Source organism: Streptomyces sp. NPDC006372 (assembly GCF_040612515.1).
Taxonomy (GTDB): Bacteria; Actinomycetota; Actinomycetes; order Streptomycetales; family Streptomycetaceae; genus Streptomyces.
Map to the genome: position 1 here is coordinate 403,936 of NZ_JBEXQJ010000001.1, position 19,881 is coordinate 423,816.

A 19,881-nucleotide genomic window follows, 5' to 3' on the forward strand; every position below is an offset into this window, starting at 1 on the left:
ACCACCCGCACGAAAACGGAGAGCGGAGACCACACCCCCATGCCGCACTGGTCGGTCTACACCGGCAGCAACGAGCCGCACGACGGCATCGACGACCTCCCCGCCCCACCGCCCTGGCGTGCCTTCGACGGCGGGCCCGCCCTGCCCCCGCCGCACGACGCCGACGACGCGACGGCCGTCTCCCCCGACCGTGTGCACCGGGCGAAGTCGTACGTGGCGACCCCCGAGAGCGTCCGGCTCGTCAACGCCGCGCTCTGCCTGCGCCGCCCGCTGCTCGTCACCGGCCCGCCCGGCACCGGCAAGTCCTCCCTGGCCTACGCCGTCGCCCGCGAGCTGCGCCTCGGTCCGGTCCTGCGCTGGAACATCACCAGCCGCAGCGCCCTCGCCGACGGCCTCTACCAGTACGACCCGCTGTCCCGGCTGTACGCGGCCCGGGAGCGGCGGGACGGGCAGGACCGTTCCGGCCGTTCCGGCCGTTCCGCCACCGAGGTCGAGGACCACCTCCGTCTCGGCCCGCTCGGCACGGCCCTGCTCCCCTACGACCGGCCGCGCGCCCTGCTCGTCGACGAGATCGACAAGAGCGACCTCGACCTGCCGAACGATCTGCTCAACGTCCTGGAGGAGGGCCAGTACGAGATCCCCGAACTGGTGCGGGCCGCCCGCCACTCCGGCGGCGGCACGGCCGAGGTTCTCGCGGACGGCACGGACACCCCGGTCACCGTGCACCGCGGCCGGGTGCGCTGCCGGGCCTTCCCGTTCGTGGTGCTGACCAGCAACGGCGAACGCGAGTTCCCGCCCGCGTTCCTGCGCCGCTGCGTCCGGCTGAAGCTGCGCCGCCCCGACCGGGAGCAGCTCACCGACATCGTCCGCGCCCACCTCGACACCCCGGACGGCCACGCCGACCGCATGATCAGCCGGTTCCTGGAACGGGCCTCCGGCGGTGAACTGGCCACCGACCAGCTGCTGAACGCCCTCTACCTCACCGGCGTCGCGGGTCTGGACGCCGACTCCCGCGACGACCTCGCCGAGCAGCTGATGCCGTACCTCAGCGCGACGGCCGACGGCGATGGTTTCTGACCCGGGCGCCGGGCGGCCGTCGCCGGTCGCCCGGCTGGCCGCGGCCCTGTCCGCGGCGGGCGCTTCGCCCACACCGCGGGAGCTGGCGGAACTGCTGTGGATGGCAGGCCAGTTGGCACCACAGGAGGGGCCGGAGGAAACGCCGCCGGGGGTCGGCGCGTCCGGCGGCCCCGCCGACTCCGGCAGCACCGCTGACGCCACTGACGCCACTGACGCCGCTGACGAGAACGGCGCTCAGGTCCCCCCACAGCCGGACCCGCCCCGCCAGGCCCCGGAGCCGACCGGCCCCGACCCCGGCCGCGTTCCCCTCAGCCTGCCCGCCCCCCGCACCCCGCACCACCGGCCCGACCACCCGGGCGGCGGCGGATCGCCCCTGCTCGCCCCCGCGCCCCCGATGCTCCCGCACCCGCTGGCGCTGCAACGCGCCCTGCGCCCGCTGAAGCGCAAGGTGCCCTCCCCGCACGCCCGGGTGCTGGACGAGCGGGCCACGGCCGACCGGATCGCCCGGCTCGGCGCCCACCCCGACGTGTGGTTCCCCGTGCTGCGCCCGGCTCCCGACCGCTGGCTGCGCCTCAACCTCGTGCACGACACCGGCCCCACCATGCCGGTCTGGCGCCCGCTCGTGACCGAACTGCACGCGGCGCTCGCCCAGTCGGGCATCTTCCGCACGGTCGGACTGCACCCGGCCACACCCGACGGCCGGGCCCGCCAGGTCCCCGTCCTCGACGACGGCCGCACCGTCACGCTCGTCCTCAGCGACTGCATGGGCCCGCAGTGGCGTCCGGGCGAGGCGGGCGACCGCTGGTACCGCACCCTGCGGCACTGGGCCCACCACATGCCGCTCGCCGTGGTCCAGCCCCTCCCGGAGCACCTCTGGCCCACCACGGCGCTCCCCGCCGAACCCGGCCTGCTCACCGCGCCGTCCACGGCGGCGCCCTCGGCGACACTGGCCTTCACCCCGTACGAGGACGCGCCCGCCCCCGACCAGGCCGTCCCGGTTCCCGTCCTGGAACCGGGCGCCCCCTGGCTCGCCCACTGGGCGGCCCTGGTCGCCGACCCGGGCGGCGCCCGCACACCCGGCGCGGTGGCCTGGCTGCCGCCGGCTCCCGCACCGCCCGCCGAACCGGCCCCCGACCTCGCCTCGTCCTCCCCGGAGGACCTGGTGCTGCGCTTCCGCGCGACCGCGTCCCCGGAGGCCTTCCGGCTCGCCGGGCACCTCGCGCTGGCGGTTCCCTCGGTCCCGGTGATGCGTCTCGTGCAGCGCACCCTGGACCGCGACCCGCGCCCTCAGCACCTCGCCGAGGTGATCCTCAGCGGCATGCTCACCTCCGTCCCCGGGCCGCCGGGCTCCTACGAGTTCCGGCCCGGCGTACGGGAGTTGCTGCTGCGCTCCCTGCCCCGCACGGCCCGCGGCCGGACCCACGAGTTCCTCGCACAGGTCGGCGGACTGATCGACGAGCGGGCGGGGCTCGCGGCCGGGGAGTTCCGGGCCGAGACGGCCGGCGGCCAGGGTGGTCAGGGCGACCCGGGCAGGGCGTTCGCGACGGTGAGCGAGGAGACGGTGCGACGGCTGGGCGGGGAGGGGGCGCCGCCGGAGCGGCTGATCGGCGGGCGGTACCGGCTGACCGGGTTGCGAGGGGCGAACCGTCACCTGTGGAAAGCCGTGGACGTCCGTGACGGTCGGCAGGTGGTCGTACGCCGCCACCGCGAGCAGCCCGCGCCGCACGAGCGGTTCCTGAGCCAGGCGCGTGAGCTGGCCGGGCTGGACGATCCGCATGTCGTGCGGGTGCTCGACTTCGAGGTGGAGGGCGACACTCCGTACGTGGTCACGGAGTTCGTGGACGGGCTGACGCTGGCCGAAGTGCTCTCGGGAGTCACCTTCCGGATGTTCGTCCGCCTGGTCCACCAGGGCCTGGCCGGCCTCGAAGCCCTCCACGCCCGCGGTCTGGTGCGTGGGGAGCGCGGACCCGAGGGTCTGTTGCTGCGGCCCGACGGCACCGTGCTGATCAGCCGGGTCGCCCTGGGCGAGGAGTCGCGGGGCAAGGACCCCGAGTCGGACTTGGCCGAGTTCCGCTGGCTGCTCAAGCAGCTGGCCGGGGGCCTGTCGGTTCCCGTCGAGTACCGGAAGCTGCTCGACCTGATCGACGGGCACAGGCTGGGCGAAGCCGCCCGCTATGCCGCCGCGCTGCCCGCGATGGCCCAGTGGTCGGCCCCGCTGCACGTCACGCTGCTCGGTCCCCCGCGCATCAGCGACGCCATGTTTCCCCGCGAGCTCCCCTCGCCGGAAGCCCAGGCTCTGCTGTGCATGCTGCTCTTCCACCACGGACGGCGGCTGTCCCACTCCGAGCTGGCCCGGGGGCTGTGGGAGGAACCACCGACGGAACGCCAGGCCGCCGCCCGCATCGAGAACCTGGCCGCGGAGCTGCGGCCGGTGCTGCCCCCCGGCGCCCTCATCACCCTCCAGAACGCCTACGCCCTGCACGTACCGGACGTCTACGTCGACGCGTTCCGCTGCGAGGAACTCCTCGGCGAGACCATGCGCGGGCCCGCCGAGCTCCAGCACGCCCTCGACCTCTGGTACGGCGACCCCCTCGACGGCGTCCCGGGACCCGCCGCCGCGGCCGCCCGGGACCGCCTGCGCGCCCTCAGACTGGACCTGGAGACCACGCGGGACGGACTGGACCAGGGGTCGTCCGGGCGGGCCGCCCCCACGATCCGCTTCGAGGCCGAGGACCTCACCGGCCGGCCCGAGGCCCGCATCACCCTCGAGTACGCGGTGCACGAGATGCTCTCCCGGGGCGCCCTCGCCGCCCACCGGTTCGACGTCCGGGTCCGCGACAACGGCTACGTCGTCGACACCGAGCCCGGCACCTACGTCCTCCCCGTGCTGGTCGCGGTCCTGCGCGGACTCCCCGAGGTCCTCACCGGGCTGGTGGACCCGCCGCCCCTCACGGTGACGTTCTGGGACGGGACCGCCCCGCCGCCGCAGGCACCGCCCGTGCCCGCCGACATCCAGGTCGTCCTCTCCCCGGCCCTGTACGAGGAGTTCGCCGCCAGCTCGGCGGCCCAGGGGCCCCAGCGGTTCCAGCCGGTCTACGAGGGCGGCGCCCCGGACACCCCGCCCGTCGCCTGGTACTGCCCGCTGGTCCCCGCCACGGCCGCCCCCGAGCCCGAGTCCGCCCGTGACCTGGTGCGGGGCCCGTTCATCACACGGGACCTGCGCCGGCTCGGCATACCGGCCCCGGGCCGCACGGCCGTCGTCCACACGCGGCCCGACGGCCCGCTGACCCTCCTCAACCCCGCCCAGCCGCACGGCGACGGGCCGCCCCGGCCCGCGACGTACTACGAGGTGGACCTCACCACCCACCAGGCGCACCACCGGGTCTCCCTGCCGAGTTCCGGCAAGGGCGCGTTCGCCGCGTCGGTCGAGCTGTCCTGGCACGTGGACGACCCGGTCGCCTTCGTGCGCGCCGGGACCGGCCGGGTGTCCGAGTCGCTGCTCGATCATCTGCTGGAGGAGGCGGCCCGCCTCACCCGCCGCCATCCGCTGCGCCGGGCGGGCGCGGCCCAGCGGGCGGTCAACGCCGGGCTGCGGCGGTGGCCGGTGCCGGGGCTGTCGGTGACGGCGTCGGTGCAGCTGGCCGCCGAGGGCACGGCGCTGCCCGGGCCCCAGGACGCGGCCCCCTCGGCGCCACCGCTGCCCGGTCTCCTCGGTGACGCCGAGACCGTGCTGCTCGGCTTCGACGGGCCCATGGCCCGCCTGTTCTCGGCGAACGCCGCGCACGAGGCCGTGCTCGACCTGCTCGGCCTCGTCGCCGAGCACCGTGGCCCGGACGCCGTGGCCGCAGGGTGGCGGGAGACGTTCACGCATCCGCTGGACGTGCTGCGGGCCTTCGCTCAGGACCCGCTGGGGCCGGTGCTGCGCGAGCGCCTCGACGACCTCGAACTGCGGGCGGTGCCCCACGCCCCGGCGACGCACAACGCCGTGCCGCTGCTGCGCGCCCTGCACGCCCCGGGCCGCCGGGTGTGCGTGGTCACGGACGCCTGCGCCGACGTAGTCCACCGCTATCTGAGGCCCTACGGCACGCTCCCCCTGGCCGGCGTCCACGGCCGCGCCGAGGATCTCGAGCTCCTCACACCGCACCCGGACTGCCTGCTGCGTGCCCTGGACTCCTGCGCCGGGTCCGCAGCCACGGGCCTGGTCGTCGGGTCCACGGTCGCCGAGCTCGCCGCCGCCCAGCGGGCCGGGCTGCGCTTCATCGGCCTCGCCCGCAACGCCACCACCGGCCGGCAGCTGCGCGAGGCGGGCTGCGAAACCACCGTCACCTCCCTGGCCCCGCTCCTGGAGGCCGCCCGCGCCCTGTAGGCCGGTGGCGGAACCCCCCGTTCGGCGGCGCCCCGCCCGGCCCCCCACGAAAGGCGGCCCCGGCGCCCGCGGCGCACGATGCCAGGGAGGACCGCCGCCCGGCGGCCCCACGCCTGCGAGGCCCGCCACCTGGCGGCCCCCCACGGTCTGTGCTCTCGGGAGGACCTGCCATGACCGCCAGTCTGGAGCAGTTGCGCCGCTGCCACTTCGCCGTCGACCTGGGAGCGGCCCGCACGCGCGTCTTCGTCAAGGGCGCCGGGCTCGTCGTCGACCAGCCGTCCGCCGCCGCCGTGAACACCCGCACCGGCGCGCTGATCGCGGTCGGCGAACTCGCGGAGAAGATGACGGGCCGCACACCGGACTACATCCGGGTCGTACGGCCGGTCTCCGGCGGCACCGTCGTCGACATCGAGATGGCCCAGCGCATGCTGCGGCACCTGCTCGGCGACAAGATGCGCCGCAGTCTGCGCCGCAAGCCGATCCTGCGCGCGGCGGCCTGCACCCCGCACGACGCCGACCCGCTGGCCCAGCGCGCAGCGATCGAGACGCTGGTCGGTCTCGGTGCCCGGCGGGTGGAGCTGGTGGACACGCTGATCGCCGCGGCCGTCGGCTGCGGACTGCCCGTGGAGCAGCCCGAGGCCACGATGATCATGGTGTGCGGGGCGGCGGCCACGCAGGTGGCCGTGCTGTCCCTCGGGTCCATCGTCACCGCCGAGCGCATCCCGGTGGGCGGCGAGGCCGTCGACCACGCGATCGTGCAGCACCTGCGCCACGAGCACGAGTTGATGCTGCCCAGTCAGTCGGTACGGCCGCTGCAGCTCGCCCTCTCCGGCAACGGCCTCACCCCGCACGGTCCGGCCTCGACGGAGATCCACGGGCGGGACGTCGCCACCGGCCTGGCCCGCTCGGTCCAGGTCGACACCGCCGCCGTGCGGGACGCGATCCAGACGCCGCTCACCGCGATCCTGGACGGCATCGGCAAGGTGCTGCGGGACTGCCCGCCCGACCTGGTCGCCGACCTCGCCGACCGGGGGATCATGATGGTGGGCGGCAGCGCGCTGCTGCCGGGCCTGGACCAGATGCTGCGGCAGGCGACGGGCATGCCCGTGCACATCGCGGAGCGCCCGGACGTGTGCGCGGTCCAGGGCCTCGGCGCGATGCTGGAGGGCCGGATCGAGCCGCTGGCACTGGATCCGCTGGGCGCGTGAGCCGCCGGGGGGCGGCCCCTCAGCGGCCGAACCAGCAGCGCACGGTCGTACCGCTGTCGGCCGTGTGCACCCGCACCAGGTCGGCGATCAGGTTGACCAGCAGCAGCCCGCGTCCGCCGCGCTGGTCGCGGGGTACGGGATGACGCCCGGCCAGCGGGTCCACGAGGCGGCCCTGGTCGCGCACCTCGCACACCACGTACCCGTCCTCGGTCCACACCCGCAGCACGCCGGAACCACCGCCGTGGACCACGCTGTTGGTGGTCAGCTCGGCCATGGCGAGGGCCAGGTCGTCGAGCTTGACGCCATTGAGGCCGTGCCGCGAGCCCTCTCCGACGGCCACGTGCCGGGCCTGGGAGAGCGAGGCGGAGTCGAAGGCGAACATCAGCGCGTCCGGCACGGGCGGCAGCGGCTCGTTGTAGCGGGCGACGATGTCGCCGGGCGCGTACGCCTCGCTGTCCTCCGCGTGGTCGGAGCCGGAGCTGATGACCACGGGGTGGGTGGCACGGGCGTCGGCGAGGACGTGCTCGGGCAGCTGCCCGACGTCGTACGGGCACAGGATGGTCACCGTGCGGCCCTGGAAGGAGGCGTTGATGAGCGCCTCGTGCTGAACGCAGGCCGCGTACTCGGTGTCGGAGCGCCCGGCCCAGATGGGCTCACCGATGATCCGCACGCGGCTGCCGGGGGGCTGGGCGTCGGCGAAGGCGCGCAGCACGCCGGGGATGATCCGCCCGGGGTTGCGTCCGGCCTCGCGCATGTCCAGGAGCCGCACGGTGTCGGCCGCGTCGCCCAGGGCGTCCCTGATCAGTTCGAGGTTCTTGCCGGGCACCGCGACCGCGACCGGGTCGCCGGCCGCCAGGGCCTCGCGTACGAAGGGGACGGTGCCGCCGAGGTACTCCTGCTCGTCCCGGTAGAAGAACGCGGGGTGGACGAAGGGCTCCGGGGACCCGGAGGGTTCGGTCACGGCAGCGGTCATGACGTCGCCACCTCGATCCCCCTCTGGTCGGGCCACAGCAGGTCCAGCGTGCGCCGCAGGGCCGACGGAGGCCGCCGCACGACGAAACGCCGACCGTCCGCGAGCCGCCCGGCGGCTTCGGCGAGCGCACCCGCGCCGGCGACATCGACGAAGGTCACGTCGGACAGCTCCAGGTAGTACACGTCGTCATCCTCGCGAACGGCCTCTTCCAGTACACCTTCCCAGATCGCACGGGTCGTAAGACCGACCTCACCGGCCGCCCTGACCCCGCTCCGCCCGGCCAGCGGGAACACCGCCAGACCCGGCACGGAACCACGGTGACCGGCGCCCGGCACCTGATACGGAGTGTCCACGCCCCTCTCCCCACGTTCTGGACCACTCCGCTCGTACCCGCCCGGCGAAAGCTCATTCCCCCCATCTGTGTGTAGTACGCCGTACGGCGGGCAGGCGCACCTCACACCGACGTCCACGGGGGCGAGTGACGTCGTGCAGATCCGGTGAGGACGAACACGACAGACGAGGACCGAGAAGGCGGTGACATGACCACTGCGGCATCACCACATCTCACAGGAGGGCTGAATCCACTGGTCATCAGTGGTCGCGTGGACGCGGAACGCGCCGAGCTCACCCCGCGCGGTGAGCTGGTGCACGGCTGCGCGGAAACCCTGGCCAGGACACTGGCCGAGCTGCCGCACACCATCACGCGGGTGGACCTGGACATGGGGGGCGTGCATTTCATGGACACGGCGGGCCTGCAGTTCCTGGACCTGCTGGGCGACTTCGGCCGGCAGCGCTCGGTGACGGTCACGACCACGAACTGGAACGGCCAGCCGCGCCGGATCCTGGAGCTCGCGGGCCTGGACACCACGGATCCGCTGCGCTCCGAGCCGTCCGACGCCGCCCCGGCTTCGGTCCCGGGCTCCTCCGTGGTCTCCCTGGAGCGCGCGGAGCGCCTGCACGTCCTCCAGGAGGAGGTCGAGCAGCTCCGCCAGGCCATCGTCTCCCGCCCGGTGATCGACCAGGCCCGCGGCATCCTCATGGCCATCCACGGCTGCACCTCCGACGAGGCCTGGCACATCCTCCGCGAGACGTCCCAGCTCTCCAACACCAAGCTCCGCGAGGTGGCGGCCGCGGTGACGGCCAGCGCCGAGACCGACGGCCCACCCCCACCCCCGGAACTCCGCACGGCCCTCCAGACGGCCATCGCCCGCCGCCGGGGCTGAGTCCGGGGGCGGGGCCGGACGGGGCCGGCATCCCATGAGTGACCACACCCCGTCCCAGGCCGAGGGCGACCGCGACGACACCGCCACCGAGGACGAGGGCACCGACGACTAGGGGCCGGTCCCACCCGCTCGCCGCACAACCTCGGGGTGCCGCCCTCGTTGGGAGTCGTGTGCCTCGCGCGAACACCCGACCGGCAGCCCGACGAGCGACCACCGCGGGGGCGGTGATCGGTGACGATCCGGCGCTGCGGGCGGCCTATGAGCTGTGCCGGCGCCGGACCAGGGAGCAGGACCCGGCGGAGTACGCGCTGATCCGGCTGGTGCCCCCGGTGCTGCGCCCGGCGTGCTGGGCCCTGTGGGCCGCGGCCAACGCGCTCGACGACCTGGGTGACGAGCGGACCGCTCCCGCGGCCGAGCGCGCCGCCCGGGTCGAGGAGTGGATCACCGCGCTGCACCGCGAACTGCCCACCGGCACCAGCCCGGACCCGATCCGCCACGCCCTGCTGGACAGCGCGGCCCGCTGGCGCCTGGACCTGTCCGAACTGCGCGGCGCCATGGTCCAGGTCCAGGACGACACCCGCGGCAGGCGCTTCGACGACTGGGCGGCGTGGCGCACCTGGGGCCGGGACAACCTGCTGCCCTGGTTCGGCCAGGTCCGCACCCTCTTCGACCGGGCGGGCGTGCCCGTGGCGCTCCGTCTGGACGCCCGGGAGACCTACGAGGAGTTCCTCGACGGCGTCCGGCTCACCGACATCCTCACCGACCTGGCGGCGGACCTCGCCCAGGGCGACCTCCTCCTGCCCGACGAGGCCGTGCGGTCCTTCCCGGGGGCGGCGCAGGACCTGGCGCACCGGCGCTGGAGCCCCGCCGTCGCCGCCCTGGTCACCCACCTGACGGGACTGGCCCGCCAGTGGGTGACCCAGGAGGGCCTCAGCCGCGGCCTGCACCCCGGCCCGGCCACCGTCCTGCACACCATGTCGGCCCTGCTGCGCGCCCAGTTGGACGCCATCGGCTCCGCCGGCCCGGCCCTGCTCCGGCGCCCGCCCCGGCCGGCACCCCTGACCCGGGCCCGTATTCTCGCCCCCGCCCGGGTCCGCGCCTCCGTGGCCTGGAGCCTGACCCCGCTCACGGTGCCACCGGCCCGGCGCGACGACCACGCCATCCCGCCCCTGACCGACCGCCCGGCCCCCACCATGGTCTTCCGTCGCCCACCGCCCCACCCCAGCGGCCGGCAGCCCCCACCGGTCCCCCCGGGTCAGCTCCCCACCCACGTCGCCGTGATCATGGACGGCAACGGCCGCTGGGCCCAGCGCCGCGGCCTGCCCCGGCACGAGGGCCACCGCGCCGGCGCCGACGCCGTCCGCGAAGTGGTGCACGGCGCCCTGGACATCGGGCTGCGGCACCTGACGCTCTACACCTTCTCCACCGAGAACTGGAACCGCGGCGCGCAGGAGGTCGACGCGATCCTCGGACTGCTGCGCCGCGAAGTGGCCGACGACCCGTTCCGCGACCTCGACGTCCGGCTGCGCTGGCACGGCCGCGCCCACCGCCTGCCGCCCGACCTGGTCGACCTCCTCCACCTGCGGGAGCGCGCCACCCGCACGCGCACCGGCCTGACGCTGACGATGTGCATCGACTACGGCGGCCGCGACGAACTCACCCGCACCGCCGCCGCCCTCGCCCGCCGGGCCCGAGCCGGCCGTCTGGACCCCGACCTCATCACCGAGGAGGACTTCGCCCGCCACCTGCCCCACCCCGACATGCCGGACGTCGACCTGCTCTGGCGCACCGGCAACGAACAGCGGACCTCCAACTTCCTGCCCTGGCACACGGCCTACGCGGAGCTGCACTTCACCCCGGAGCTCTGGCCCGACGTCGACCGCCGCCACCTGTGGCAGGCCATCACCACGTACACCCACCGCCAGCGCCGCCACGGCACCGCGCCGACGGACGGTCGGTAAGGCTCACGGCACGGCTCCGATCGGGACGGACACGGCGGCTGCTTCGGTGGCGTCGGCGGGTACCTTCGCCTCGGGGCGGCGCAGGTCGAGCACGCAGGATCACGTGACGCCCCGCCGGGTGGCCCCCCCGGCTCGGGGCGGTGATCAGCTCGTCGGGAAGTGCGCCGTGGCCAGGACGCTGCCGTCCGGGGCGACGAGACGGGCGCCGGTCACCGTCGCCGGATCGACCTCGGCCGACGACCCCCAGGACCCGTAGCCGCCCTTGAGCGGGAACGAACCCACCGGGACCGTCGACCCGTCGGCGTGTACGAGCAGACACCGCGCCGGGCCCCGGCCGGCCCCGTCGAGTTCGACGGACATGTACACCCAGCCCCTGCCCCCGGTCCCCTCGCCGGCGGTGTGGGCGAAGATGCGGCCCACCTCATGGCCGTCGGAGACCAGGGCCGCCTCCCGCAGGCGGTCGTCCGTCCGCTGCGAGGCAGTCGGCGGCGCGCCCTCGACCACCGTGCCGACCGCCCACCCGCCGAAACCGCAGGCCAGGGCAGCGACCACAGCGGCCGCCGCCAGCCGTAGCCGGCGCCTGCGGGGCTTCCGCGCGGGCGCCGCGCCAAGGGCCCGGACGACCCGGCTCTCGAAACCGACCGGCGGCTCGGCGCCGGGCAGCAGCGCGAGCAGACCGTCACCGACCGCCGTGAGCCGCTCGACGTGCTCCCGGCAGTCCGGGCAGCGGTCCAGATGGGCGACCGCCTCGGCCCGCTCGCGGGCCGGCAGGACCCCGAGCGCCAGCTCGGCGCCCAGGTCCCGCAGCCGCTCGCACTCCATGCCGCTCACCGCTTCTCCTCCGCCTCGAGGAGGGCCCGCACCTTGATCGTCCCGGTCCGGATCCGGGTCTTCGCCGTCCCCAGCGGGACCTCCTCGGCGTCCGCGACCTCCCGCGCCGTCATCCCGTAGATCCCGGCCATCACCAGGGCCCGCGCCTGTTCCCTCGGCAGCTCCGCCACCGCCCGCCGGACCCGCTCCGCGCTGTCGTCGGCGAGGGCCCGCCGCTCGGGTGTCTCGGTCACGATGCCGAGCAGCGCGTCCAGGTCCTCCGGGGCGGCGGGGCTCGCCCGCCGCGCCCGTACGGCGTCGATCGCCAGGTTGTGCGCGATGGCCGTCAGCCAGGCCCGTACCGAACCGCGCCGGGGGTCGTACACCTGTGCGTGCCGCCAGGCCCGTTCGAAGGTCTGCTGGGCCACGTCCTCGGCGAGCTGGGGGTCGCCGAGGACGGCGAGGGCCACGCCGAAGACGGTGCGCTGGAAACGGCGTACGAACGCCACGGCGAGCTCGGGGTCGCCCGTCGTCAGACCGGTGAGCAGTGCCTCGTCGGGTATCCGCCCGAGGGAAAGGCCCGTGCGCCACATGTCAGGGATACGTTCCGTCGCCCGGAATGGATTGCCTCACCCCATTCTCCGCCGGCGCGACCCCGCCGGCCGCAATCCCTCGGCCCGTCCACGCCGTACCTCTTGCGGGGGGACGATCCGGAGGACCGACTCATGACCATTGCGCACACCCGCCGACCCGTGCTCCTCCTCGGTGTGGCCGCCGGCGGCCTGACGGCAGTGCTCGCCGCCTGTGGAGGCGGTAGCTACGGCAACAGCACAGGCAGTGCCTCGACCGCGCCCCCGCCGAAGTCCGCCGGCTCGGGGACCCAGGTCACGGCGCAGTTGACCGACTTTCACATCAAGCTCTCGACGGGGACGTTCCAGCCCGGCCGGTACACCTTCACCGCGAAGAACATGGGGCAGCACGAACACGCCCTGGAGATCCAGGGGCCCGGCGGCGAGAACCGCAGCAAGACGCTGGATCCGGGTCAGTCCACGACCCTCACGGTGACGCTGAAGTCCGGCTCGTACAAGGTGTTCTGTCCGGTCGACGGGCACCAGGACCTCGGCATGAAGACGAGCATCACCGTCGGCGGAGCCCCGGCCTCGTCCGGCACCAACACGTCGAACAACAATGGCTACTAGAGGAACGGCCGCCCGGCTCGTCCTGCGCGTGGCCGGCGCGGGCCTGACGGCGGCGATGGCCGCGATCCATCTGCGCCTGTGGGCCGAGGGCTACCAGTACCTCGCCACCATCGGCCCGCTCTTCCTGCTCAACGGCGTCGTCGGCATCCTGCTCACGGTGGCGCTGCTCGCCACCCCCGTGCGCCGGCTCGGCACGGTCGCCGCCGTCACCGCGCTGTTCACGGCCGGCACACTGGGCGCACTGGTCCTGAGCCTCACCACGGGCCTGTTCGACTTCACCGAGTCGATCGACGCGGAGCTGGTCCGCCCGACCCTGTACGTCGAGACGGCGGGAACGGCCGTCCTGACCGTCCTGGCGGTGGCCGCTCTCAGCCACCCGGCCCACGGCGGGCACCCCCGCCGCCACTACCGTCGGCAAGATCGCACGGGCTCCCCTCCGGGCACGGAGACCTCGAGACATCGTTGATCCTGCACGGTGGAGGCGAACGGCTCGCTCTGGCCCCGGACAGCGGGTGTCATCCACCGTGGAATCACGCGAGCGGGCGAGCGGGGGGCGAGCTGACGATCTTGGACCGGTCGGGCGACCCCCTCGGCGTGGCGAGGGATCCGGCTCCGCAGCAGGTGAGAACGTTCCTGCCGGGTGGCGCTCGGAGTGGGGCGGGTGGGACTCGAACCCACGGCCGACGGATTATGAGTCCGCTGCTCTAACCGGCTGAGCTACCGCCCCATAGCGGCGTGTCGCGTACATGTGTGCGCGCCGTCTGCCGCAGCATAGCCGCTCATACGATCTCCTGCTTCGGCTGGGCGGCTTCGCACGGCCTTCGTGACCATGAGGACTGCGCCCGGTGCCGCGCGGTTCCCAGGAACTGGGAACGGACATGAAAAAGGACCCCGTTGAGGGGTCCTCGTTCACCATGCTCCCCCGACTGGACTCGAACCAGTAACCTGCCGGTTAACAGCCGGCTGCTCTGCCAATTGAGCTACGGAGGACCGAGCTCCCCGGACTGGACTCGAACCAGTAACCTGCCGGTTAACAGCCGGCTGCTCTGCCAATTGAGCTACCGAGGAAGGTCTCGTTGCATCGAACGTACCTACCTGGGTATCCGCCAGGGGGCGCGCGCTCGCTGCGACACATACATTAGCGCAAGCAGGGGGGTGCTTTGCCAATCGGTACTCCCCGGCGCCGACGCCGCACCGGAGACCTACGCAAGGAAAGGGTGGTCGCCATGCGTTACCGGCTCACGTTCGTCGCCGGAGCCGTCCTGGGTTACGTGCTGGGCACGAGGGCCGGACGCGAGCGCTACGAACAGCTCAAGAGGACGGCCCAGCAGTTCGCGCAGAACCCCGCCGTACGCAACACCGCGGAGACCGCAGCCCACCAGGGCCGTGAGTTCGCGGGCAAGGCGTACCACGTGGTCAGCGACAAGGTCGGGGACCGGGTGCCCGAGTCGGTGGCTGACCGGGTCCGCCACCTCCGCGACCGGGCCACCCACAACGGCGGCGAGGACGACTGGGGGACCAGCAACACGTAACAGTTCCTTCTCAGGCGCCGGGTGCGCCCATCACCCCTCAGGGGCGCGGGGAACTGCGCGACCAGCCACGACACCGCCGCACCCGGAACTCGGCGCGCACCCCGCACGGTCTCCCCTGCTCAACCCAAGCGGAGCGTGCGGCAGAATTTTGGCCATGGGGATAGTCGCCGGGTTGGACAGTTCACCCGATTTCACTCGTATCGTCGTCTGTGACACGGACTCCGGAGCCGTGCTCAGGCAGGGATATGCACCGCATCCGGTGGAGAGCCCCGAGGGCGGCGGCCGGCCGTCCGACGTCGATCCGCAGGCGTGGCTGCTGTCCCTCGGCGAGGCCGCCGGCGGCGGTCTCCTCGAGGGTGTGCAGGCGATCGGCGTGTCGGCGCAGCAGAACGCCGTCGTGCCGCTCGACGCGCAGGGGAACACGGTGCGTCCGGCCATGGTCGGCGGCGACAAGCGGACGCAGGTCGCCGCGGCCGATCTGGTCGACGCGCTCGGCGGTCGCGAGGCGTGGGCACAGGCCGTGGGGTGTGTGCCGCAGGCCGCGCAGCCGGTGACGAAGCTGCGCTGGCTGGCCCGCACCGAGCCGGAGAACGCGCAGCGCACGGCGATCCTCCTCCAGGCGCACGACTGGCTGGTGTGGCAGCTGCTGGGCCGGCCGGTGCGCAGAACGACCGACCGGGGCGGGGCGTCCGGCACCGGGTACTGGTCGGCGGCGACCGGCGCCTACCGGCCCGACCTCGTCGAGCTGGCGCTCGGGCACCAGGTGATGCTGCCGGAGGTGATCGGCCCGGCGGACGCGGCCGGTACGACGCCGGAGGGGCTGCTGATCTCCGTCGGGACCGGCGAGACCATGGCGGCGGCGTTCGGACTGGGCATCGGCCTCGGGGACGCGGTCGTGTCGCTGGGCGCGTCCGGCTCCGTGATGGCCGTGCACCCCGAGGCGCTCGTCGACGGCTCCGGCATGATCACCGCCCTGGCGGACGCGACCGGCATGCACCTGCCCGTCGTCACCACGCTGAACGCGGTACGGACGCTGCGCGGGGCCGCCGAGCTGCTGGGGCTGCCCGATCTGGAGAGCCTGTCGGAGCTGGCGATGAAGTCGACGCCGGGGTCGCACGGTCTGGTGCTGCTGCCCTATCTGGAGGGTGAGCGGACGCCGAACCTGCCGCACACCGCCGGGACCCTGGCGGGGCTGCGGCGCGAGTCGATGAAGCCGGAGCACCTGGCGCGGGCCGCGTTCGAGGGCATGCTGTGCGGGCTCGCGGACGCGCTGGACGTGCTGCGTGGCCGGGGCGTGGAGGTACGGCGGGTGTTCCTGCTCGGGCCGGCCGCCGAACTGCCCGCCGTGCAGGCCGCCGCGCCGTCGCTGTTCGGGACGCAGGTCGTCGTGCCCCAGCCGGCCGACTACGCGGCGGTCGGCGCCGCCCGGCAGGCGGCCTGGGCGCTCGGCGCGTCGCAGGGCACGCTCGACTCGCGCAACCCGCCTGCCTGGCAGGGCGCGGTCGCTCAGGTGCTGGAGCCCGGGGAGGAACTGGCCGTGGGGCAGGCGGTGCGGCAGCAGTTCGTGGCGGTGCGGGAGCAGACCCACCCGGGGGCGCTGCGGCCCTAGCGGCCGGTCGTGGAGATCCGGTGCTCGCCGGGGCGTCTTGACCGCCTGTTGGGTTAATTCGGTTGAGGTAACGCGGGTGGAGTGTTCGACGATAGGGGCCAGGGGCAACCAACCGCCTCCGTCGCCCACTCCGAGAGAAGCAGCGTGCTCATACGACTTCTGCGGACCTATCTCAGGCCCTACAAGAGACCCATCACCCTGCTGGTGCTGCTGCAGTTCCTGCAGACCTGCGCCACGCTCTACCTGCCCACGCTGAACGCGGACATCATCGACCGGGGTGTCGTGAACGGGGACACCGGCTACATCCTCGGCCACGGCGCTCTGATGATCGGCATCTCGCTGGCCCAGGTCGTCTGCAACATCGGAGCCGTGTACTACGGCGCCCGTACGGCGTCGGCGCTCGGGCGGGACGTGCGCGCCGCCGTGTTCGACCGGGTGCAGTCGTTCTCGGCGCGTGAGGTCGGTCACTTCGGGGCTCCGTCGCTGATCACCCGTACGACGAACGACGTCCAGCAGGTGCAGATGCTGGCGCTGATGACGTTCACGCTGATGGTGTCGGCGCCGATCATGTGCGTGGGCGGCATCGTGCTGGCGCTCGGTCTGGACGTGCCGCTGTCGGGCGTGCTGGTGGCGGTCGTGCCGGTGCTGGGCATCTGCGTGACCCTGATCGTGCGGCGGCTGCGGCCGCTGTTCCGGGCCATGCAGGAGCGGCTGGACACGGTGAACCGGGTGCTGCGCGAGCAGATCACCGGCAACCGGGTGATCCGTGCCTTCGTCCGCGACGAGTACGAGCAGCAGCGCTTCCGGAAGGCCAACACCGACCTCACGGACTTCGCGCTGGGCACCGGCAACCTGCTCGCGCTGATGTTCCCGATCGTCATGACGGTGGTGAACCTGTCGTCGATCGCGGTGGTGTGGTTCGGTGCGCACCGGATCGACAGCGGTGGGATGCAGATCGGCGACCTGACCGCGTTCCTCGCCTATCTGATGCAGATCGTGATGTCCGTGATGATGGCCACCTTCATGTTCATGATGGTGCCGCGCGCGGAGGTGTGCGCCGAGCGCATCGAGGAGGTGCTGGACACCGACTCGAGCGTCGTGCCGCCGTCCGCGCCCGTCACGGAGCTGCGCCGGCACGGGCATCTGGAGATCCGCGGCGCGGGCTTCCGCTACCCGGGCGCCGAGGAGCCGGTGCTGCGGGCCGTGGACCTGGTCGCCCGGCCGGGCGAGACGACCGCCGTCATCGGCTCGACGGGCAGCGGCAAGTCGACGCTGCTGGGGCTGGTCCCGCGGCTGTTCGACGTGACCGACGGACAGGTGCTCGTGGACGGTGTCGAGGTGGCGGACATCGATCCGCGACTGCTCGCGAGGACCGTCGGGCTGGTCCCGCAGAAGCCGTATCTCTTCGCGGGCACGGTGGCGACCAACCTGCGGTACGGCAACCCGGACGCCACCGACGAGGAGCTGTGGCACGCGCTGGAGGTGGCGCAGGGCAAGGACTTCGTGGAGCGGCTGGAGGGCGGTCTCGACGCGCCGATCGCGCAGGGCGGGACGAACGTCTCCGGTGGTCAGCGGCAGCGGCTCGCGATCGCCCGGACCCTCGTGCAGCGTCCCGAGATCTACCTCTTCGACGACTCCTTCTCCGCGCTCGACTACGCGACGGACGCGGCGCTGCGGGCGGCGCTCGCGGAGGAGACCTCGGAGGCCACCGTGGTGATCGTCGCCCAGCGGGTGGCGACCATCCGGGACGCCGACCGGATCGTCGTCCTGGACGAGGGCCGGGTCGTCGGCACCGGACGGCACCACGAGCTGATGGCGGACAACGAGACCTACCGGGAGATCGTGCTCTCCCAGCTCACGGAAGCGGAGGCTGCCTGATGGCCGGTCCGATGGGGCGGATGATGGCCGGGGGCGGCCCCGACCAGCGCTCGCTGGACTTCAAGGGGTCCGGCAAACGGCTCGTCGCGCAGTTCCGGCCGGAGCGGCTGACCATCTACGTGCTGCTGCTGTGCGTGGTGCTGAGCGTCGGCCTCAGCGTGGTCGGTCCGAAGATCCTCGGGAAGGCGACCGACCTGGTCTTCGCGGGGATCGTCGGGCGGGGCATGCCGGAGGGGGCGAGCAAGGAGCAGGTCCTGGAGTCGATGCGGCAGCGCGGGGACGGTGACATCGCCGACATGCTGCGCAGCACCGACTTCACCCCGGGCGAGGGCATCGACTTCACCGCCGTCGGGCACGTGCTGCTGCTCGCGCTCGGCGTGTTCACGGTGGCCGGGCTGCTGATGGCGGTGGCGACGCGGCTGGTCAACCGGGCCGTCAACCGCACCATGTTCCGGATGCGCGAGGACGTGCAGACGAAGCTGTCGCGGCTGCCGCTGTCGTACTTCGACAAACGCCAGCGCGGTGAGGTGCTGTCGCGCGCCACGAACGACATCGACAACATCGGGCAGACGCTCCAGCAGTCGATGGGGCAGCTCATCAACTCGGTGCTGACCATCATCGGCGTCCTCGCCATGATGTTCTGGGTCTCCTGGATCCTGGCGCTGGTCGCGCTGGTGACCGTGCCGCTGTCGTTCGTCGTCGCGACTCGCGTGGGCAAGCGGTCGCAGCCGCACTTCGTGCAGCAGTGGCGTACGACGGGCAAGCTGAACGCGCACATCGAGGAGATGTACACCGGGCACACCCTGGTGAAGGTGTTCGGGCGGCAGGAGGAGTCGGCACGGCAGTTCGCCGAGCAGAACGAGGAGCTGTACGAGGCCGGGTTCAGGGCGCAGTTCAACAGCGGGATCATGCAGCCGCTGATGATGTGCGTGTCGAACCTGAACTACGTGCTGGTGGCGGTCGTCGGCGGGCTGCGGGTCGCCTCCGGCTCGCTGTCCATCGGTGATGTGCAGGCCTTCATCCAGTACTCGCGGCAGTTCTCCATGCCGCTGACGCAGGTCGCGTCCATGGCGAACCTGGTGCAGTCGGGTGTCGCCTCGGCGGAGCGGGTCTTCGAGCTGCTGGACGCGGAGGAGCAGAGCGCCGATGCGGTGCCGGGCGTGCGGCCCGAGGAGCTGCGCGGGCGGGTGGCGCTGGAGAACGTGTCGTTCCGGTACGACCCCGAGAAGCCGCTGATCGAGGATCTGTCGCTGAAGGTGGAGCCCGGGCAGACGGTGGCCATCGTCGGCCCTACGGGCGCGGGCAAGACGACGCTCGTCAATCTGCTGATGCGGTTCTACGACGTCACCGGCGGGCGTATCACCCTCGACGGGGTCGACATCGCGCGGATGTCCCGGGACGAACTGCGGGCCGGGATCGGCATGGTGCTGCAGGACACGTGGCTGTTCGGCGGGACGATCGCGGAGAACATCGCGTACGGGGCCGCCCGTGACGTGACCCGGGGCGAGATCGAGGAGGCGGCCCGGGCGGCGCACGCGGACCGGTTCATCCGGACGCTGCCGGACGGGTACGACACGGTGATCGACGACGAGGGGACGGGGGTCAGTGCGGGTGAGAAGCAGCTGATCACGATCGCTCGGGCGTTTCTGTCGGACCCGGTGATCCTGGTGCTGGACGAGGCGACGAGTTCGGTCGACACCCGGACCGAGGTGCTGATCCAGAAGGCCATGGCGAAGCTGGCGCACGGGCGGACGTCGTTCGTGATCGCGCACCGGCTGTCGACGATCCGGGACGCGGACGCGATTCTGGTGATGGAGAACGGGGCGATCGTGGAGCAGGGGGCGCACGGGGAGTTGCTGGCGGCGGACGGGGCTTATGCGCGGCTGTACAAGGCGCAGTTCGCGCAGGCCGTGGCTGAAGTGGACTGAGTCGTCGCCCGGCGCTGGGGCTGGGCTCGGGTGGGTGCGCAACCCGGCGCGGCGGGGTGCCGCTGCGCCCACCCGTGCCGCCCCAGCGGCACGACTGCCCGCAGCTGGGGCGGCACG

General features: G+C 73.3%; 15 protein-coding genes and 3 tRNA genes. 11 read left to right on the plus strand and 7 right to left on the minus strand.

Translation table 11 applies throughout. The annotated features are described in order from the left end of the window. Positions 1 to 39: 39 nt before the first annotated feature. The 3 genes from ABZ016_RS01835 (at position 40) to ABZ016_RS01845 (ending at position 6,651) form a co-directional block, all read left to right on the plus strand. Positions 40 to 1,077, plus strand: coding sequence for a MoxR family ATPase (locus ABZ016_RS01835; protein WP_356914557.1), 1,038 nt, complete (start codon positions 40 to 42; stop codon positions 1,075 to 1,077). Continuing rightward, on the plus strand, positions 1,067 to 5,443 hold the full coding sequence (locus ABZ016_RS01840; protein WP_356914558.1) for an SAV_2336 N-terminal domain-related protein: 4,377 nt from the start codon (positions 1,067 to 1,069) through the stop codon (positions 5,441 to 5,443). Before ABZ016_RS01835 ends, ABZ016_RS01840 begins: the two co-directional genes overlap by 11 nt. Before the next feature lie 170 nt (positions 5,444 to 5,613). Then, positions 5,614 to 6,651 carry a rod shape-determining protein gene (locus ABZ016_RS01845; protein ID WP_356914559.1) on the plus strand — a complete coding sequence of 346 codons (1,038 nt, stop codon included), beginning with the start codon at positions 5,614 to 5,616 and terminating at the stop codon, positions 6,649 to 6,651. A gap of 19 nt (positions 6,652 to 6,670) precedes the next feature. On the opposite strand, the gene ABZ016_RS01850 is transcribed toward ABZ016_RS01845, so the two are convergent. After that, positions 6,671 to 7,624: a sensor histidine kinase gene (locus tag ABZ016_RS01850; RefSeq protein ID WP_356914560.1), complete on the minus strand. Its 954-nt coding sequence runs from the start codon at positions 7,622 to 7,624 to the stop codon at positions 6,671 to 6,673. Next, positions 7,621 to 7,977 (minus strand): STAS domain-containing protein, encoded by a 357-nt coding sequence (locus tag ABZ016_RS01855; protein WP_356914561.1) that lies wholly within the window; start codon positions 7,975 to 7,977, stop codon positions 7,621 to 7,623. Before ABZ016_RS01855 ends, ABZ016_RS01850 begins: the two co-directional genes overlap by 4 nt. Before the next feature lie 186 nt (positions 7,978 to 8,163). Here ABZ016_RS01855 and ABZ016_RS01860 point away from each other — a divergent pair, with 186 nt between their 5' ends. Continuing rightward, positions 8,164 to 8,847 (plus strand): ANTAR domain-containing protein, encoded by a 684-nt coding sequence (locus ABZ016_RS01860; RefSeq protein ID WP_356914562.1) that lies wholly within the window; start codon positions 8,164 to 8,166, stop codon positions 8,845 to 8,847. A gap of 224 nt (positions 8,848 to 9,071) precedes the next feature. Beyond that, a complete protein-coding gene (uppS, locus tag ABZ016_RS01865; RefSeq protein ID WP_356914563.1) occupies positions 9,072 to 10,808 on the plus strand; it encodes a polyprenyl diphosphate synthase in 1,737 nt (578 codons plus the stop codon). A 144-nt stretch (positions 10,809 to 10,952) separates the two neighbouring features. Here uppS and ABZ016_RS01870 read toward each other — a convergent pair whose 3' ends face one another. Beyond that, the gene (locus ABZ016_RS01870; RefSeq protein ID WP_356915032.1) at positions 10,953 to 11,630 is read right to left on the minus strand and encodes a hypothetical protein; all 678 of its coding nucleotides are present in this window, start codon (positions 11,628 to 11,630) and stop codon (positions 10,953 to 10,955) included. A 5-nt stretch (positions 11,631 to 11,635) separates the two neighbouring features. Next, entirely contained in the window at positions 11,636 to 12,211 is a 576-nt protein-coding gene (locus tag ABZ016_RS01875; protein WP_356914564.1) for a sigma-70 family RNA polymerase sigma factor, read from the minus strand. 132 nt (positions 12,212 to 12,343) lie between these two features. Here ABZ016_RS01875 and ABZ016_RS01880 point away from each other — a divergent pair, with 132 nt between their 5' ends. Continuing rightward, positions 12,344 to 12,817, plus strand: a complete 474-nt coding sequence (locus ABZ016_RS01880) for a cupredoxin domain-containing protein (protein ID WP_356914565.1) — start codon at positions 12,344 to 12,346, stop codon at positions 12,815 to 12,817. Then, positions 12,807 to 13,283 carry a hypothetical protein gene (locus tag ABZ016_RS01885; protein ID WP_356914566.1) on the plus strand — a complete coding sequence of 159 codons (477 nt, stop codon included), beginning with the start codon at positions 12,807 to 12,809 and terminating at the stop codon, positions 13,281 to 13,283. The genes ABZ016_RS01880 and ABZ016_RS01885 overlap by 11 nt, the downstream gene beginning before the upstream one ends. A 187-nt stretch (positions 13,284 to 13,470) precedes the next feature. Here the strand turns inward: ABZ016_RS01885 and ABZ016_RS01890 are convergent. The 3 genes from ABZ016_RS01890 to ABZ016_RS01900 all read right to left on the minus strand — a co-directional run bounded on the left by ABZ016_RS01890 (position 13,471) and on the right by ABZ016_RS01900 (position 13,885). Continuing rightward, a tRNA-Ile gene (locus ABZ016_RS01890) sits at positions 13,471 to 13,544 on the minus strand. A gap of 190 nt (positions 13,545 to 13,734) precedes the next feature. After that, positions 13,735 to 13,807, minus strand: a tRNA-Asn gene (locus tag ABZ016_RS01895). Between the two features lie 5 nt (positions 13,808 to 13,812). Continuing rightward, positions 13,813 to 13,885 (minus strand) — tRNA-Asn (locus tag ABZ016_RS01900). Between the two features lie 158 nt (positions 13,886 to 14,043). On the opposite strand from ABZ016_RS01900, the gene ABZ016_RS01905 reads away from it, so the two are divergent. The 4 genes from ABZ016_RS01905 to ABZ016_RS01920 all read left to right on the plus strand — a co-directional run bounded on the left by ABZ016_RS01905 (position 14,044) and on the right by ABZ016_RS01920 (position 19,764). Then, entirely contained in the window at positions 14,044 to 14,349 is a 306-nt protein-coding gene (locus tag ABZ016_RS01905) for a YtxH domain-containing protein (protein WP_356914567.1), read from the plus strand. A 154-nt stretch (positions 14,350 to 14,503) separates the two neighbouring features. Continuing rightward, positions 14,504 to 15,958, plus strand: a complete 1,455-nt coding sequence (locus tag ABZ016_RS01910) for an FGGY family carbohydrate kinase (RefSeq protein ID WP_356914568.1) — start codon at positions 14,504 to 14,506, stop codon at positions 15,956 to 15,958. 144 nt (positions 15,959 to 16,102) lie between these two features. Then, on the plus strand, positions 16,103 to 17,836 hold the full coding sequence (locus tag ABZ016_RS01915) for an ABC transporter ATP-binding protein (protein ID WP_356914569.1): 1,734 nt from the start codon (positions 16,103 to 16,105) through the stop codon (positions 17,834 to 17,836). Next, on the plus strand, positions 17,836 to 19,764 hold the full coding sequence (locus ABZ016_RS01920) for an ABC transporter ATP-binding protein (protein ID WP_356914570.1): 1,929 nt from the start codon (positions 17,836 to 17,838) through the stop codon (positions 19,762 to 19,764). The genes ABZ016_RS01915 and ABZ016_RS01920 overlap by 1 nt, the downstream gene beginning before the upstream one ends. The last annotated feature ends 117 nt before the right edge of the window (positions 19,765 to 19,881 follow it).

Excerpts from the sequence above, each read along its gene's own strand:
- ABZ016_RS01920 (WP_356914570.1), top strand. The coding sequence starts at position 17,836 with ATGGCCGGTCCGATGGGGCGGATGATGGCCGGGGGCGGCCCCGACCAG.
- ABZ016_RS01885 (WP_356914566.1), top strand. The coding sequence starts at position 12,807 with ATGGCTACTAGAGGAACGGCCGCCCGGCTCGTCCTGCGCGTGGCCGGC.
- ABZ016_RS01835 (WP_356914557.1), top strand. The coding sequence starts at position 40 with ATGCCGCACTGGTCGGTCTACACCGGCAGCAACGAGCCGCACGACGGC.
- ABZ016_RS01860 (WP_356914562.1), top strand. The coding sequence starts at position 8,164 with ATGACCACTGCGGCATCACCACATCTCACAGGAGGGCTGAATCCACTG.
- ABZ016_RS01875 (WP_356914564.1), bottom strand. The coding sequence starts at position 12,211 with ATGTGGCGCACGGGCCTTTCCCTCGGGCGGATACCCGACGAGGCACTG.
- ABZ016_RS01850 (WP_356914560.1), bottom strand. The coding sequence starts at position 7,624 with ATGACCGCTGCCGTGACCGAACCCTCCGGGTCCCCGGAGCCCTTCGTC.
- ABZ016_RS01845 (WP_356914559.1), top strand. The coding sequence starts at position 5,614 with ATGACCGCCAGTCTGGAGCAGTTGCGCCGCTGCCACTTCGCCGTCGAC.
- ABZ016_RS01840 (WP_356914558.1), top strand. The coding sequence starts at position 1,067 with ATGGTTTCTGACCCGGGCGCCGGGCGGCCGTCGCCGGTCGCCCGGCTG.
- ABZ016_RS01910 (WP_356914568.1), top strand. The coding sequence starts at position 14,504 with ATGGGGATAGTCGCCGGGTTGGACAGTTCACCCGATTTCACTCGTATC.
- ABZ016_RS01905 (WP_356914567.1), top strand. The coding sequence starts at position 14,044 with ATGCGTTACCGGCTCACGTTCGTCGCCGGAGCCGTCCTGGGTTACGTG.
- ABZ016_RS01870 (WP_356915032.1), bottom strand. The coding sequence starts at position 11,630 with ATGGAGTGCGAGCGGCTGCGGGACCTGGGCGCCGAGCTGGCGCTCGGG.
- ABZ016_RS01880 (WP_356914565.1), top strand. The coding sequence starts at position 12,344 with ATGACCATTGCGCACACCCGCCGACCCGTGCTCCTCCTCGGTGTGGCC.